This is a genomic window from Aquabacter cavernae (assembly GCF_003993795.1).
Lineage (GTDB): Bacteria > Pseudomonadota > Alphaproteobacteria > Rhizobiales > Xanthobacteraceae > Aquabacter > Aquabacter cavernae.
Genome location: NZ_RWKV01000008.1, coordinates 1,299,335 through 1,315,163, shown reverse-complemented (window position 1 = coordinate 1,315,163; position 15,829 = coordinate 1,299,335). Strand labels below are relative to the sequence as shown.

Here is a 15,829-nt window from a genome sequence, read left to right as displayed (position 1 = left end):
AACTTCGGTGCCGCGCGTGCGGGCGGTGGTGGATTTCCTCGCCGAACGCTTAGGCCCACCGCGTGGCCGTGGCCCCAAGCGGGCGCCGATTCCGGGGCTGTATTGAGGACGGGGGCCGCGTTATGAGCCTGCATGTTTTCGGTAGGGCAGAGAAAGAACGCCTGTTCCGAATTTGTATTGAGATGTCGTCTCAGAATGCTCGCCTGCGCCCCGCTCTGCCCCCTCCCAACCCTCCCCCGCAAGCGGGAGAGGGCTTGCGGCGTGCGGGATGGTGAAGTCCCTCTCCATATAGCGCCACAGGCCCCCTCTCCCGCTTGCGGGGGAGGGTTGGGGAGGGGGAAATCCGGGGGAAGGGGGAGGAGAGCCGTCGGGCCGAGCATTTTCAGGAAGCGCCCGGCACTCACTCGCTCACCCGCCTCGCATGCGCGCCCCTCCCTCAAGCGGAAAGGGCCGTCCCCCTCACTCCGCCGCTTCGCGGGTGTGGCCCAGGCGCTCGGAGAGGGTCACCAGCAGGTCGCGGGCCGCGTCGGCGATGACGGTGCCGGGCGGGAAGATGGCTTCGGCCCCAGCAGCTTTCAGCGCGTCATAATCCTGCGGGGGCACCACGCCGCCCACCACCACCATGATGTCGCCGCGCCCTTCCGCCTCCAGCGCCGCCTTCAGCGCGGGCACAAGGGTGAGATGGCCCGCCGCGAGGGACGAGATGCCCACGACGTGCACGTCATTTTCCACCGCCTGGCGGGCGGCTTCATCGGGGGTGGCGAAGAGGGGGCCGATATCCACGTCGAAGCCGAGATCGGCAAAGGCGGAGGCGATCACCTTCTGGCCACGGTCATGGCCGTCCTGGCCCACCTTGGCGACGAGGATGCGCGGGCGGCGGCCCTCCGCTTCCTCAAAGCCTTCCACCATCTTCTGCACCTTGCCCACCTTATCGGTCATGGCGCCGGCCTCGCGCTTGTAGACGCCGGAAATAGCGCGGATCTCCGCCCGGTGGCGGCCGAACACCTTTTCCAGCGCGTCGGAAATCTCGCCCACCGTCGCCTTGGCGCGGGCGGCGTTGACGGACAGTTCCAGCAGGTTCGCGCCCTGGGTGGCGCCATTGGTGAGGGCGGTCAGCGCCGCCTCCACCGCGGCCGGGTCGCGCTCGGCGCGCAGGCGGTTCAGCTTCTCGATCTGCGCGGCGCGCACGGCGGAATTGTCCACCTTCAGCACGTCGATGGGCTTCTCGGCCTCGGGCTTGAACTTGTTGACGCCCACCACGGTCTGCGCCCCGCCATCGATGCGAGCCTGGGTGGTGGCGGCGGCTTCCTCGATGCGCAGCTTGGGGATGCCCGCCTCGATGGCCTTCGCCATGCCGCCCAAAGCTTCCACTTCCTGGATATGCGCCCAGGCCTTGGCGGCGAGATCGGCGGTGAGGCGCTCCACGAAGAAGGAGCCGCCCCAGGGGTCGATCTGGCGGGTGGTGGCGCTCTCCTGCTGCAGCAGGATCTGCGTGTTGCGGGCGATGCGCGCGGAGAAGTCCGTGGGCAGGGCCAGCGCCTCGTCCAGCGCGTTGGTGTGCAGCGACTGGGTGTGGCCCTGGGTGGCCGCCATGGCCTCGATGGCGGTGCGCATGACGTTGTTGAACACGTCCTGCGCCGTCAGGCTCCAGCCGGAGGTCTGGGAATGGGTGCGCAGGGGCAGCGACTTCGGGCTCTTGGCGCCGAGATCGGTCATGAGCCGATTCCACAGGAGGCGGGCGGCGCGCAGCTTGGCCACCTCCATGAAGAAGTTCATGCCGATGGCCCAGAAGAAGGACAGGCGCGGCGCGAACACGTCGATGTCCAGGCCCGCCGCAGCGCCCGCGCGCACATATTCGACGCCGTCCGCCAGCGTATAGGCCAGCTCCAGATCCTGCGTCGCCCCCGCTTCCTGCATGTGGTAGCCGGAAATGGAGATGGAGTTGAAGCGCGGCATCTCCTTCGACGTGTAGCCGAAGATGTCGGAAATGATGCGCATGGAGGGCGTGGGCGGATAGATATAGGTGTTCCGCACCATGAATTCTTTGAGGATGTCGTTCTGGATGGTGCCCGAGAGCTTGGCGTGGGGCACGCCCTGCTCCTCGCCCGCCACGATGAACAGCGCCAGGATCGGCAGCACCGCGCCGTTCATGGTCATGGACACGCTCATCTGGTCCAGCGGGATGCCGGAGAACAGCGTGCGCATGTCGTAGATGCTGTCGATGGCGACGCCGGCCATGCCCACATCGCCCGCCACGCGCGGATGGTCGCTGTCATAGCCGCGATGGGTGGCGAGGTCGAAGGCCACCGACAGGCCCTTCTGGCCCGCCGCGAGGTTGCGCCGGTAGAAGGCGTTGGAATCCTCGGCCGTGGAGAAGCCGGCATATTGCCGGATGGTCCAGGGCTGGTTGGCATACATGGTGGGGTAGGGGCCGCGCAGATAGGGCGCGATGCCGGGATAGGTATCGAGGAAGGTGAGGTCCGCCACGTCCCCGGCGCCATAGAGGGACTTCACCGCGATCCCCTCAGGGGTCATCCACGGCGCGTCGGCAGCGGCCGGCGGCGCGAGGTCCGGCGCGCGCCAGTCGATCTCGGCGAATGCGGGCAAGCGGCTCATGGTCCCCATCCTAATCCAAAATGCGCCTCTTGGCGCCCCTGTTCCGTGTCCCCGCCGGGGCGGGGTGAATGTGCGGCGGGAGGCTCCCGCTCCGGGGGCAACCCGTTTCCCCCTCCCAACCCTCCCCCGCAAGCGGGAGAGGGCTTTCCGTTCCGCTTGCCGACAACTCCCTCTCCCGCTTGCGGGGGAGGGGGGGAGGGGGCCGTGTGCGCCCTCAGATCCCCACCACCGTGTGCGCCTTCCTCAGCGTCTCCAGCACGTCACCGCCGGCGATGACGAAGCCCGAGACACCGGCCTCGGTCAGCGACGCTTCAAGCTCTCCCGGCCGTCCGGCCAGCCACACCGTGGCGCCGGCGGTCTTCAGCGCGGCGGCGGCAGTGGCGCCGTCCGTGCCGTACAGCTCGTCCGAGCCGCACAGGCAGGCGAAGGCGGTGCCGGACGCCGTGAAGGCGGCGACCATCTCCGCGACCGACGAAAAGCCTTCCGGCACCGGGGCGGCGAGGCCGCCGGTCTCGAAGAAGTTCTTCGCGTACGTGGCGCGCGCCGTGAAGGCGGCCACCGGGCCGAGGGTGGCGAGGAAGACCTTGGGCGGCGTCGGCGCCGCTTCCGCCGCGTCGCGCAGGGCCTCGAAGGGCTCGGCGAGGCGGTGGGGGGCGAGCGCGGTGTCGGAGGGGGCGGGCTCCACCACGGGGGCGGGCGCCAGCACTTCCGGCGCCTCCTGGCCCAGCAGCGGGAATTCGGACGTGCCCGTCAGGGGCTCCTTGCGGGTGGCGATATCCTTGGCGCGGCGCTTGGCCACCTCGGCGATCTCAGACCGCCACCAGCCGCTCCCCAGCACCTCGGCCATGCCGCCCTTGCGCTCGATGGTGCGGAACAGCTCCCAGGCGGTGGCGGCGAGGCCATCGGTCTGCACCTCCACGGCGCCGGCCCCGGCGGAGGGATCGGCCACGCGATGGAGGTTGGCTTCCTCCAGCAGGATGAGCTGGGTGTTGCGGGCGAGGCGCCGGGCGAACGGGTCCGGCAGGCCGAGCGCCTGCGTGAAGGGCAGGACGGTAAGGCTGTCCGCCCCGCCCACGCCCGCCGCGAAGGCGGCGACGGTGGAGCGCAGCAGGTTCACATAAGGATCGCGCCGGGTGAGGGAGCGCCACGCGGTGGTGGCATGCACCGTGGCGGGGCGCGCCGGAATGCCCGCCTCGCGCAGCACCGCGCCCCAGAGCAGGCGGATGGCGCGGAACTTGGCGAGGGTGGCGATCTGGTTCACGTCGGCGGTCAGCGCCAGCTCGATGCCCGCGGCGGCATCCTCCAGCGCGAGGCCGGCGGCTTCCATGGCCCTGAGATAAGCGACGCCCGTGGCGAGCACGGCGGCCAGTTCCTGCGCGTCCGAGGCGCCGGCCGCATGGTGCACGGCGCCGTCCGCCCGCAGGATGGGGGAGGTGAAGCCGCGCCCGCGCAGGATGCCGAAGCTCTCCGCCAGACGCTTGGAGAGGCCGTCCGCCCAGGGCAGCGGGGAGCTGCCCGCGCGGGCCATGTCGGAGAGCGGGTCAAGGCCGAACGAGACCGACAGGGTCGCGGGATCGAAGTCGCGCGTGGCGATCACATCCGCGAAGGCCAGAGCATGCTCGCGGCCCTGGAAGCCGCCGCTTTCGAGGCGCGTCTCGATGAGGTCGAGCATCACGCCGTCGAGGATGGCGCCGAGCCCGTCCGCGTCTGTCAGCCCGAAGCCGTGGGCGTGGGGCGAGCCGGCGAACACCAGCGTCAGGCCCGAGGCGCCGTTGCCGAGATCGTCCAGCGCCTGGGCATTGGCGGCGCCCGCGTCCGGCTGGTCCACGCGGGCGGAGATGGTCCAGGGCGCGCCGGCGGCGCGGCCGGCCACGGTCAAAGCATCGGGCGCGCGCGGCGGCAGCGGGTCCAGGACCAGCCCGTCCTGGGTGCGGGTGACGAGCTTCTTGTCGTAGGGCGCGCCCTTGAGCACGCCGTCCACCAGCTTCAGCCAGTCCTCGCGGCTTGCGGGCTTGAGGTCCGCGGCAAAGGGCAGGTCGGTCATGGAAGGGCCTCCGTGGCGGGCGCGGCGCCGTCGCGCGCGGCCAGCATCAATTCGTCCTGGAACATGTAATCCCGCCGCACCGGCACATCGTCGCGCCGCTCGCTCAGCAGGAGCTGGAACACCATGTTGGAGCCGTGCAGGAAGCCCAGCTCCACCGCGCAGAGGTAGAAGTCCCACATGCGGGCGAAGCGCACGCCCATCATGGCCTCCACCTCCCCGTAGCGGGCCATGAAGCGGTGCCTCCAGGCGCGGATGGTCCAGTAATAGTGGAGCCGCAGCACCTCCATGTCGGCCACCCACAGATGGGTGCGCTCCGTGGAGGCGAACACTTCCGACAAGGCGGGCACATAGCCGCCGGGGAAGATGTATTTGCGGATGAAGGGCGCCGTGGTGCCGGGCGGGGCCATGCGGCCGATGGCATGCACCAGCGCGAAGCCGCCGGGCGCCAGAAGCGCGCGCACGGTGGTGAAGTAATCGTCGAAATGGGTGACGCCCACATGCTCCATCATGCCGATGGAGACGAGGCGGTCATACTTGCCGGTGAGGTTGCGGTAATCCACCTCCCGGAAGTCGATAAGATCAGCCACGCCCGCGGCCTCCGCGAGGCGACGGGATTCCGCCAGCTGCTCGGGGGAGACATTGATGGCGGTGACATGGGCGCCGCACTGCTTGGCCAGATAGATGGACAGGCCGCCCCAGCCGGAGCCGATTTCCACCACCTTCATGCCCGGCTCGATCTTCAGCTTCGCGGCCACATGGCGAAACTTGGCGCGCTGGGCGTCGGCCAGCGGCTGGTCGGGAAAGTCGAAATAGGCGCAGGAATAGGCCATGGTCTCGTCCAGCCACAGCCGGTAGAAATCGGCCGGGTGGTCGTAATGGCTGGAGACGTTTTCCTTGGCCTTGGCGACGGGGTTGGCCTGGTGGAAGCGCCGCAGCGCCCGCCAGGTCTTGCGCAGCGCCTGCTGCACGGGATGGCTGCCGAGCCCCTTGCGGTTCACCGAGAACAGCAGCAGCAGGTCGAACACGCCCGAGCCGTCCTCGAACACGAGGCGCCCGTCCATATAGGCTTCGGCGGCGGTCAGCTCGGGATTGAAGAACAGGTCCCGTTCCAGCTTCTCGTCCATGAAGCGGACAGTGACCTTCGGCCCGTCCAGGCCCGACCCGAACACGACCCTCTGGCCCTTCACCGTGATGACGGTGAGGGATCCCTTCTCCACGAAGCGGGACAGGAGATGGGAGAGCAGGCGCATGTCAGGCGTTTCCTCCGGCTTGCGGAACAGGCTCCCTCTCCCGCAGGCGGGGGAAGGACGGGGAGGGTATGCTGCCCTCCGGCGTGGCGGCCATCAACCGGCGGAGGACGGCTTGCGCCCATCCTGCCCTTCCCCCGCAGGCGGGAGAAGGGGTCTGGCCGCCCGCGCGGATCACGCGAATTCCAGGATCACCGCGTCCACGGCCAGGCTGTCGCCCGGCTTGGCGAGGACGGACTTGATCACGCCGTCACGCTCGGCGCGCAGCACGTTCTCCATCTTCATGGCTTCCACCACCGCCAGCGCCTCGCCCGCCTTCACCTCCTGGCCCGGCTGGACCGCGATGGAAACCACGAGGCCCGGCATGGGGCACAGAAGCTCCTTGCCGCCCGCCGAAGCTTCCTTCACCGGCATCAGCGCGCAGAGTTCCGCCTCGCGCGCGGTGAACACCCGCGCCTCGGTGGCGACGCCCCGATAGGCCAGCGCCACGCCGTTCAGCACGGGGCGCACCTGCAGGGCGGCGGGCACGCCGTCAATGGTGCCGCGCCAGACCGGCTCGCCGGGCGTCCAGCCCGAGGCGAGCACATGGACATGGCCCGGCGTGCCGTCGTCCTCGAACATCTGCACCTTGTAGCCGCCGTCCACGTCCGCGATCTCGCAGGATGCGACGATGAGCGCATGGGAGCCGCCCAGATGCACCACCCGGTGGGTATCGAAGGTGACGGGCTTGCCCATCATCTGGCCGGAAATGTGCCGCTTGCGGGCATTCTGGACGTGGTCGATCACGGCGGCCACGGCCGAGATCTGGTGGATCAGCTCACCTTCCGGGGCGCGGGCGTGGAAGCCGTCCGGATATTCCTCGGCGATGAAGCCGGTGGAAAGCTGGCCGGACTTCCAGCGCTCATGGGCCATGAGCGCGGAGAGGAAGGGGATGTTGTGGCCGATGCCGTCGATGGCGAAGGCGTCCAGCGCGTCCGCCTGGGCCTCGATGGCCTCGGCGCGGGTGGGCGCGTGGGTCACGAGCTTGGCGATCATGGGATCGTAGTAGAGCGAGATTTCCCCGCCCTCATAGACGCCCGTGTCGTTGCGCACGGTGATGTCGCCGGTCTTGCCTTCCGCCGGGGGGCGGTAGCGCACGAGACGGCCGATGGAGGGCAGGAAGTTGCGGTAGGGATCTTCCGCATAAATGCGGCTTTCCACCGCCCAGCCGTTCAGCTTGATGTCGTCCTGGGTGAAGGCCAGCTTCTCGCCCGCCGCAACCCGGATCATCTGCTCCACAAGGTCGATGCCGGTGATCAGCTCGGTGACCGGGTGCTCCACCTGGAGGCGGGTGTTCATCTCCAGGAAGTAGAAGCTCTTGTCCTGGCCCGCGACGAACTCCACCGTGCCGGCGCTGTCATAGCCCACGGCCTTGGCGAGGGCGACGGCCTGCTCGCCCATCTTGCGGCGGGTGGCTTCGTCCAGCAGCGGGGAAGGGGCTTCCTCCACAACCTTCTGGTTGCGGCGCTGGATGGAGCATTCACGCTCGCCCAGATAGAGCACGTTGCCGTGCTTGTCGCCCAGCACCTGGATCTCGATGTGCCGGGGATCGACGATGAACTTTTCCACGAACACGCGGTCGTCGCCGAACGAGGACTTGGCCTCGGACTTGGCGCGGTCGAAGCCGTCCTGCACTTCCTCACGGGAATAGGCGATGCGCATGCCCTTGCCGCCGCCGCCCGCCGAAGCCTTGATCATGACGGGATAGCCGATCTCGTCGGCGATCTTCGCGGCTTCCGCGCCGCTCTCGATCACCCCGAGATAGCCGGGCACGGTGGAGACGTTGGCGGCGGCCGCCGCCTTCTTGGATTCGATCTTGTCGCCCATGGCCTCGATGGCATGGGGATTGGGACCGATGAAGACGATGCCGTGCTCGGCCAGCGCCTGCGGGAAGGAGGCGCGTTCGGACAGGAAGCCGTAGCCGGGATGCACCGCCTCGGCGCCGGTCTTCTTGCACGCCTCGATGATCTTGTCGGCGATGAGATAGGACTGGGCGGCGGGGGCCGGGCCGATATGCACCGCCTCGTCCGCCATCTCCACATGGAGCGCGTCCTTGTCGGCGTCGGAATAGACGGCCACGGTCTTGATGCCCATCTTGCGCGCCGTCTTGATGACGCGACAGGCGATCTCGCCCCGGTTTGCGATCAGGATTTTCGAGAACATAGAGTTTCCTACTATCTAATCCGGGTGCCGACAGTTTCGATTTCGCAATACTCCCAGAATTCGACGCCTTCTGGTATCAGGTGTGAGTAGTTGCGAATATAATAAGATGCCAAGGATTGATCTTTTCTACTGTGCTTTAAGACGAACATCAGCTTTCTGTATTGAGGCGGTGCGCATAGAAAATACAGCATCGCCTCGTTCCAGACGGTCAGTTTCGCGCTCGGCACATTCCATCCAGATGTCCACTTATGGGATTTGCATTCCACAAGTATCGGTGGATTATCGCTTCCTAGATCAAACTTATGCAGCTTTTTGCTTGTTGTTACCCCGAGTGGAGCCGGAAATCCTCGTTGAAGAGTAATCCCTTGGCTCCGAAAAAAAGATTGAGCGATACCTTCAAAGTCTGCTCCTGCATGAGCGTTGCTCACAGAGCCGGCACGTTGAAAATTGATCTCGCTCATGACGACCCAACTACAGCGGCAGGTTGTCGTGCTTCTTCAGCGGCTGCTCCACCTGCTTGGAGCGCAGCATGGCGAGCGCGCGGGCGATGCGCTTGCGGGTGGTCTTGGGCATGATGACCTCGTCCACGTAGCCCCGCTCCGCCGCCACGAAGGGCGAGAGGAAGCGCTGCTCGTAATTCTTGGTCTGGGTCGCGATCTTGTCCGGGTCACCCATGTCGGCACGGAAGATGATTTCCACCGCGCCCTTGGCACCCATCACTGCGATCTGCGCGGTGGGCCAGGCATAGTTCACGTCGCCGCCCACATGCTTGGAGGCCATCACGTCATAGGCGCCGCCGAAGGCCTTGCGGGTGATGACGGTGACCAGCGGCACGGTGGCCTGCGAATAGGCGAACAGCAGCTTGGCGCCGTGCTTGATGAGGCCGCCATATTCCTGCGCGGTGCCGGGCAGGAAGCCGGGCACGTCCACCAGGGTCACGATGGGGATCTCGAAGGCGTCGCAGAAGCGCACGAAACGGGCCGCCTTGCGCGAGGCGTCCGCGTCGAGCACGCCCGCCAGCACCATGGGCTGGTTGGCGACGAAGCCCACGGTGCGCCCTTCCACGCGGCCGAAGCCGGTGACGATGTTCTTGGCGAAGGTGGCCTGGATCTCGAAGAAATCGCCCTCGTCGGCGAGCTTCAGGATCAGTTCCTTGATGTCGTAGGGCTTGTTGGGATTTTCCGGGATCAGCGTGTCGAGGCTCTCGTCCTCGCGCAGCGGATCGTCGAAGGAGGGCCATTCGGGCACGCCCGACTGGTTGTTCAGCGGCAGGAAATCGATGAGACGGCGGGTCTGCAGCAGCATCTCCACGTCGTTCTCATACGACCCGTCCGCCACCGAGGACTTGGTGGTGTGGACCTTCGCCCCACCCAGCTCCTCGGAGGTGACGGTCTCGTTGGTCACGGTCTTCACCACGTCCGGGCCGGTGACGAACATGTAGCTCGTGTCGCGGACCATGAAGATGAAGTCGGTCATGGCGGGCGAGTAGACGTCGCCGCCCGCGCAGGGGCCCATGATGAGCGAGATCTGCGGGATGACGCCGGACGAGGTGACGTTGCGCTTGAACACCTCGCCATAGCCGCCGAGCGCCGCGACGCCTTCCTGGATGCGCGCGCCGCCCGCATCGAACAGGCCGATGATGGGCGCGCGGGTCTTCAGCGCCATGTCCTGGATCTTGGTGATCTTGCGGGCATGCTCCTCGGAGAGGGAGCCGCCGAACACCGTGAAGTCCTTGGCGAACACGAACACCTGGCGGCCGTTCACCGTGCCCCAGCCGGTGACCACGCCGTCGCCGGGGATCTTCTGGGTCTCCATGCCGAAATCGATGCAGCGATGCTGCACGAAGGTGTCGAATTCCTCGAAGGAGCCGCGATCCAGCAGCAGCTCGATGCGCTCGCGGGCGGTGAGCTTGCCGCGATTGTGCTGCGCCGCGATGCGCTTGGCGCCACCACCCAGGGCAGCAATGCTGCGCCGGCTCTCAAGCTCTTCGAGAATTTCCTTCATCCCTGTCCCCTGAGTGCGTGCGGCCGCTGTTCCTGATGCCACTCTAACGGCCCCGCGCCGGAGGAAAAGGTCTTCCCCCAAGGATTTCGGGACGGAAATGCGCATCGTCACCCGCTGCGCTAGCAAATGCAGCGCCACATTTGAATATGTAAAAATTCCATGGTGTAATATGTAAATTCTTCACAATTGCTGCCCTGCCACGCAGGCAGGGACGGGAGCGGCGGGCGGATCATGCGGCAGAAGGTCTTCGCCGGGCATGCGGTGCGGCGGCTCCGGGAGAAGCTGGGGCTTAAGCAGGTGGAGCTGGCCCACCGGCTGGGCGTGTCCGCGTCTTATGTGAATCAGATCGAAAGCAACCAGCGCCCCCTGAGCGCCCCGGTCCTGATCGCGGTGAGCCGCACCTTCGGCGTGGACATCACCTCGTTCGGGGCGGAGGACCTGGACCGGCTGGTGGCGGACCTGCGGGAGGCCACGGCCGACCCCCTGTTCCGCGACCTGGAACTGGGGATGCAGGACCTGAAGGCCGTGGCAAATCTGTCGCCAGCCTTCGCCCACGCCTTCCTGCGCATGCATGTATCCCTCGGCCGCACCGCCGAATGGCGCGCCTCCCTCGACGACATGCTCACCGTGGGCATGGGGGGCGAGGCCAAGCTCGTGCCCTATGAGGAGGTGCGGGACTATTTCCACTATATCGACAATTACGTGGACGCCCTCGACCGCGCCGCCGAGGACACCGCCGAGGCCCTGGGCATCCTCGCCGGAGCCGACCCGCGCGCCGCCTTCACGGCCCACCTGAAAGAGCGGTTCGGCGTGGAGGTGGAGCAGGGCGCGGCCGATCCCGATCTGCCGCTTTCCCGGTTCGACGCGCGCCGCAAGCGCCTCTCCCTCTCGGGTGTGCTGACGCCCGCTGCGGCAGCATTCCGGCTCGGCGCCACCATCGCCCGGCTCGCCCATTCCGATCTGGTGGACGGCATGGTGGCGCGCGGCGGCTTCCGCAGCCCCACGGCGGGGGATATCTGCCGCCTCGCGCTCTATAATTACTTCGCGGGGGCGCTCGTGCTGCCCTATGGGCGCTTCCTGAATCTGGCCCGCGCCCGTCGCCACGATCTCGACCGGCTGGCCTTGGAGACCGGCGCCAGCCTGGAGCAGGTGTGCCATCGCCTCTCCACGCTCCAGCGCACGGGCATGAAGGGCGTGCCTTTCTATTTCGCCAAGGTGGACCGGGCGGGCAACATCACCAAGCGCCACAGCGCCACCCGCTTCCAGTTCGCGCGCCTGGGCGGGGCCTGCGCGGTGTGGAACGTGCACCAGGCGTTCGAGAGCGCGGGGCGCACGCTGGTGCAGGTTGGCGAGATGCCGGACGGCGTGCGCTATCTGTGCCTCGCACGCACGGTCAGTGCCCCCGCCGCCCGCTACGGCCAGCCGCCGCGCGTCTATGCGCTGGGGCTCGGCTGCGAGATTTCCTATGCGGACCAGATGGTGCAGGCGGAGGGGCTGGATCTGAAGGCGGCGCCTGTGGCGCGGCTCGGCGTGTCCTGCCGAATCTGTCCGCGCAAGGATTGCGAGATGCGTGCCTTTCCCCCGCTGGACCGGGAAATCCGCACCGATCCGGACGTGCGCGAGGTGGTGCCCTTCTCCATCGCATAATCTTGCCGGGGACGAACCGTAATCCTGCCACGCGACGGTATTGGAAACGCCATGGAAACACGCCAGCAATAGAGGCGAGGGCCGGTAATGGCCGCATCGGTAGGGCAAGATGAAACGCTCGGCGTGGGCAATGTGCGTGGCGGTGTGTGCGACCGCCTTCTCCGGAGCGGCGCTGGCCGCGCCCGGCTACACCACTGGCAATGTGAACATGCGCACGGGGCCGGATATCGCCTATCCGAGCGTCACCGTTCTGCCGCAGGGCCTGCCCGTGGACATCAAGGGCTGCCTTGAAGGCCAGTCCTGGTGCGATGTGGCCACCGGCATCTATCGCGGCTGGGTCTATGGCGAATATCTCGCCATGTCCTATCGCGGCCAGCAGGTGCTGGTGCCCGAATATGCGCCCGTATTGGGCCTGCCGGTCGTCGGCTTCAATTTCGCCCGCTACTGGAACCGCTACTACCAGGGCGCGCCGTGGTGGGGCCAGTATAACCAGTGGCAGAATTACCGGTGGCAACCGCGTCCCGGCTGGGGCCGGCCGCCGCCTGGACCGGGGCCGCGCCCGCCCGGCTGGTGGCAGTCCGGCTATCGTCCGCCCCCGCCGCCGCGCCCCGGCTGGAATGGCGGCCCGCCCCCCGGCCCACGGCCGGGCTGGAACGGGAACCCGCAGCCCGGCTGGAATGGCGGGCCTCCCGGCCCACGTCCCGGCTGGAACGGGAACCAGCCCGGCTGGAACGGGAACCAGCCCGGCTGGCAGGGCGGCCCTCGCCCCGGCGGCAATGGTGGTCCTCCTCCCGGCCCGCGCCCAGGCTGGAACGGCAATCAACCTCCCGGCCCCCAGCCCGGCTGGCAGGGTGGTCCCCGCCCCGGCGGCAATGGTGGTCCGCCTCCCGGTCCGCGTCCGGGCTGGAACGGCAACCAGCAGCCCGGCCCCCAGCCCGGCTGGCAGGGCGGTCCCCGCCCCGGCGGAAATGGCGGTCCCCCGCCCGGTCCGCGCCCCGGCGGCCCGCCCCCCGGTGCCCAGCCGCCGCGCCCGCCGCCGCCGCAGGCGGCACCGCCGCCCCAGCGCCAGCCCGGCGTGCAGGGGCAGCATCGGGTGCCCGGCGGCTACCAGCGCCCGCAGCAGTCCGGCCAGCCGGCCTGCGCTCCGGGCCAGCCCTGTCCGCCCCAGGGGCGCTGACGCGGGCTCAACCGGCTCCGGGGAAGTGCCCGCGCGGGCGCTTCCCACCGCCGCTTTTGCGGTCTAATGGCTGAGGCCATGTCACACGCCGCCACCTCACATCCGGTCTTCCGCTTCGCTCCCTCGCCCACGGGGCTGATCCATGTGGGCAATGCCCGCACGGCGCTGCTCAATGCGCTACTGGCCCGGCGCGGCGGCGGCACCTTCATCCTGCGCCTGGACGATACCGACGCCGCCCGTTCGCGCGCGGAATTCGCCGATGCCATCGCCATGGATTTGGACTGGCTGGGAATCCCGCCGGACCGCACCGAGCGCCAGTCCGATCGCCTGGGTCTGTATGCCGCCGCGGCCGAGAAGCTGAAGGCCATGGGCCGCCTCTATCCCGCCTATGAGAGCGAGGAGGAGCTGGAGCTGAAGCGCGGGCTTCAGCGGGCGCGCGGCCTGCCGCCAGTCTATGACCGCGCCGCGCTGGCCCTGACCGATGAAGACCGCGCGCGCCTGGAGGCCGAGGGTCGCCGCCCCCATTGGCGTTTCCGCCTGGACCATGGCGTGGTGTCCTGGGAGGACGGTGTGCGCGGCCCCCAGCAGGTGGATACGTCCAGCCTGTCGGACCCGGTCCTCGTGCGGGCGGACGGGACCTTCCTCTACACGCTGCCCTCGGTGCTGGACGATATCGATTTCGGCGTCACCGACGTGGTGCGCGGCGAAGACCATGTGACCAACACGGCGGTGCAGATCGAGATTTTCGAGGCGTTCGGCGCGCCGGCGCCGCGCTTCGCGCACCACAATCTCTTCACCCTGCCGAGCGGGGAGGGGCTGTCCAAGCGGCTCGGCCATCTCTCCCTGCGCGCGCTGCGCGAAGCGGGCAACGAGCCGCTGGCGGTGGCGGCGGCGGCGGTTCTGGTGGGCACGTCCGAGGCCCTGGGACCGGTGGCGTCCCTGGCCGATCTGACGGGCCGGGTGGACCTCTCCGCCATCTCCCGCGCGCCTGCGCGGTTCGATCCGCAGGAGATCGTGACGCTCACCGCCCGCACGCTCCATCTGCTGCCCTATGAGGCGGTGGCGCACCGGCTGGAGAATACCGGGGTGGGTGGCGGCGAGCCGTTCTGGCTGGCGGTGCGCGGCAATCTCGCGTGCCTCGCCGATGCCTTCGACTGGTGGCGCGTGGTGGACGGAGACCAGGTGTGGCCCGCCGAGGCGCAGGACCGCCCCCTCATGGAGGCCGCCGCCGACCACCTGCCGCCGGAGCCCTGGGATGCGGGCACCTATGGCGCCTGGATCGCCGCCGTGAAGACGGCGAGCGGGCGTTCCGGCAAGGCGCTGTTCCGCCCCCTGCGCCTCGCCCTCACGGGGCGCGACACCGGGCCGGAACTGGCCGCCCTGTTGCCGCTCCTGGGACGCCGCACGGTGCTCGCCCGGCTCAAGGCCGAGGCGTGACCAGAGTTCTTCGCGCTTGAGGAAAACGGGAAACGGGACATGAGGACCATCGCCGCCATCTGCGCCCTTCTGCTTCTCGGGGCCGCGCCGCTTCTTGGGGCTGCGCCGCTGGCCGCGCAGGACAATCCCGAGGCCCCGACGGAAGCCGTGGGCTGGTATGGCAAGGAGTTCGTGACCTGCGGCGAGAAGACCTCCACGGGGCAGATCACCGACTGCATCCTGGCGGCGGCGGACCGCTGGGACAAGAGGCTGAACGCGGCCTATCAGAAGTTGATGGCACAGCAGCCGCCCGAACAGCAGGAGCGGCTGCGGGTGGCGGAGCGGGCCTGGATCCAGTTCCGCAATGCCAATTGCGACTATTACATCAACATCCCCGGCACCCGGGCCAACTACATCTATGCGGAATGCCGGAGGGTGCTGACCGCGCAACGGGCCGTCGAGCTGGAAGCAGCCGCACGCCCCGTGAATTGAGACAGAGCGGGAGAGACGCATGAGCAGCGAGGCAGTGCGGATCGCGCCCTTGGAGGCACACCAACGCGGGGATTGGGAGCCGCTGTGGCGGGCCTATCAGGCCTTCTATCAGGTGGACCTGCCGGAGGCCGTGACCGCCACCGCCTTCGCCCGCATGCTCGACCCCGCCGAGCCCACCCATGGCGCGCTGGCATGGCAGGGCGAGCGGGCGGTGGGACTGGTCCACTATATCGAGCACCGCACCAATTGGAGCGTCGCCGACACCTGCTATTTGCAGGATCTGTTCGTGGCACCCGGGGTACGCGGCGGCGGCGTGGGGCGGGCGCTCATTTCCCATGTCTATGATTTCGCCGCCGCACGGGGCTGCTCCCGGGTCTATTGGCTGACCCAGGAAGGCAATGCCGCCGCACGGCGTCTCTATGACGAGGTTGCGGAGCGTTCCGGCTTCATCCAATACCGCTGGACGCCGCCGGCGTGAGTCCGGCGCGCGGGGAGACTTTCATGACCACGCCCCCCATCGCCATCCGTCCCCTGGCACCGCAGGACAAGGCGGCCTGGGCGCCCCTATGGCGCGCCTACCAGAACTTCTATGAGGTGGATCTCGCCGATGTCACGGACCTCACCTTCGCGCGGCTGACCGATCCCGCCGAACCCATGCACGGGGCCCTGGCCTGGCAGGGCGAGGCGGTGGTGGGCTTTGTCCACTATCTCACCCATCGCTCCACCTGGAGCGCGGCGGATGTCTGCTACCTGCAGGATCTCTATGTGTCCCCGGACGGACGCGGGGCGGGGGTGGGGCGCACGCTCATCGATCATGTCTATGCGCAGGCGGACGCCCACGGCTGGGGCGAGGTCTATTGGCTGACCCACGAGACCAACACCACCGCCCGCCGCCTCTACGACACCCTCGCCGAGCGCACCGGCTTCCTGCATTACATGCGGCCGGTGAAATGACGGCTTGAGAGCGCCGGGCGCCTTCCCCCA

Annotated in this window: 12 protein-coding genes; 6 read left to right on the top strand and 6 right to left on the bottom strand. The window is 68.3% G+C overall.

Annotated elements, in window-relative coordinates; all coding sequences use genetic code 11:
• Positions 1-459 precede the first annotated feature (459 nt).
• From scpA to EJJ38_RS10645, 6 genes are all read right to left on the bottom strand, one after another.
• Entirely contained in the window at positions 460-2,616 is a 2,157-nt protein-coding gene (gene scpA / locus EJJ38_RS10670; RefSeq protein ID WP_127090040.1) for a methylmalonyl-CoA mutase, read from the bottom strand.
• A 214-nt stretch (positions 2,617-2,830) separates the two neighbouring features.
• Positions 2,831-4,660, bottom strand: coding sequence for a methylmalonyl-CoA mutase subunit beta (locus EJJ38_RS10665; RefSeq protein WP_127090039.1), 1,830 nt, complete (start codon positions 4,658-4,660; stop codon positions 2,831-2,833).
• The gene (locus EJJ38_RS10660) at positions 4,657-5,910 is read right to left on the bottom strand and encodes an SAM-dependent methyltransferase (RefSeq protein WP_127090038.1); all 1,254 of its coding nucleotides are present in this window, start codon (positions 5,908-5,910) and stop codon (positions 4,657-4,659) included. Before EJJ38_RS10660 ends, EJJ38_RS10665 begins: the two co-directional genes overlap by 4 nt.
• A 171-nt stretch (positions 5,911-6,081) precedes the next feature.
• Positions 6,082-8,109: an acetyl-CoA carboxylase biotin carboxylase subunit gene (locus tag EJJ38_RS10655; RefSeq protein WP_127090037.1), complete on the bottom strand. Its 2,028-nt coding sequence runs from the start codon at positions 8,107-8,109 to the stop codon at positions 6,082-6,084.
• Positions 8,110-8,120: 11 nt separating this feature from the next.
• On the bottom strand, positions 8,121-8,570 hold the full coding sequence (locus EJJ38_RS10650) for a hypothetical protein (RefSeq protein WP_127090036.1): 450 nt from the start codon (positions 8,568-8,570) through the stop codon (positions 8,121-8,123).
• Positions 8,571-8,580: 10 nt separating this feature from the next.
• Entirely contained in the window at positions 8,581-10,113 is a 1,533-nt protein-coding gene (locus EJJ38_RS10645; RefSeq protein WP_127090035.1) for an acyl-CoA carboxylase subunit beta, read from the bottom strand.
• 231 nt (positions 10,114-10,344) lie between these two features.
• Between EJJ38_RS10645 and EJJ38_RS10640 the strand changes: the two genes are divergently transcribed.
• The 6 genes from EJJ38_RS10640 to EJJ38_RS10615 all read left to right on the top strand — a co-directional run bounded on the left by EJJ38_RS10640 (position 10,345) and on the right by EJJ38_RS10615 (position 15,799).
• The gene (locus tag EJJ38_RS10640; RefSeq protein WP_127090034.1) at positions 10,345-11,760 is read left to right on the top strand and encodes a helix-turn-helix domain-containing protein; all 1,416 of its coding nucleotides are present in this window, start codon (positions 10,345-10,347) and stop codon (positions 11,758-11,760) included.
• Between the two features lie 136 nt (positions 11,761-11,896).
• Positions 11,897-12,937: an SH3 domain-containing protein gene (locus EJJ38_RS10635; RefSeq protein ID WP_164738472.1), complete on the top strand. Its 1,041-nt coding sequence runs from the start codon at positions 11,897-11,899 to the stop codon at positions 12,935-12,937.
• Between the two features lie 78 nt (positions 12,938-13,015).
• Positions 13,016-14,374 (top strand): glutamate--tRNA ligase, encoded by a 1,359-nt coding sequence (locus tag EJJ38_RS10630; RefSeq protein ID WP_127090032.1) that lies wholly within the window; start codon positions 13,016-13,018, stop codon positions 14,372-14,374.
• A gap of 39 nt (positions 14,375-14,413) precedes the next feature.
• Complete coding sequence (locus EJJ38_RS10625; RefSeq protein WP_127090031.1) at positions 14,414-14,845, top strand: lysozyme inhibitor LprI family protein; 432 nt, start codon at positions 14,414-14,416, stop codon at positions 14,843-14,845.
• Between the two features lie 19 nt (positions 14,846-14,864).
• A complete protein-coding gene (locus tag EJJ38_RS10620; RefSeq protein WP_127090030.1) occupies positions 14,865-15,323 on the top strand; it encodes a GNAT family N-acetyltransferase in 459 nt (152 codons plus the stop codon).
• A 23-nt stretch (positions 15,324-15,346) separates the two neighbouring features.
• Entirely contained in the window at positions 15,347-15,799 is a 453-nt protein-coding gene (locus EJJ38_RS10615; protein WP_127090029.1) for a GNAT family N-acetyltransferase, read from the top strand.
• Positions 15,800-15,829 lie beyond the last annotated feature (30 nt).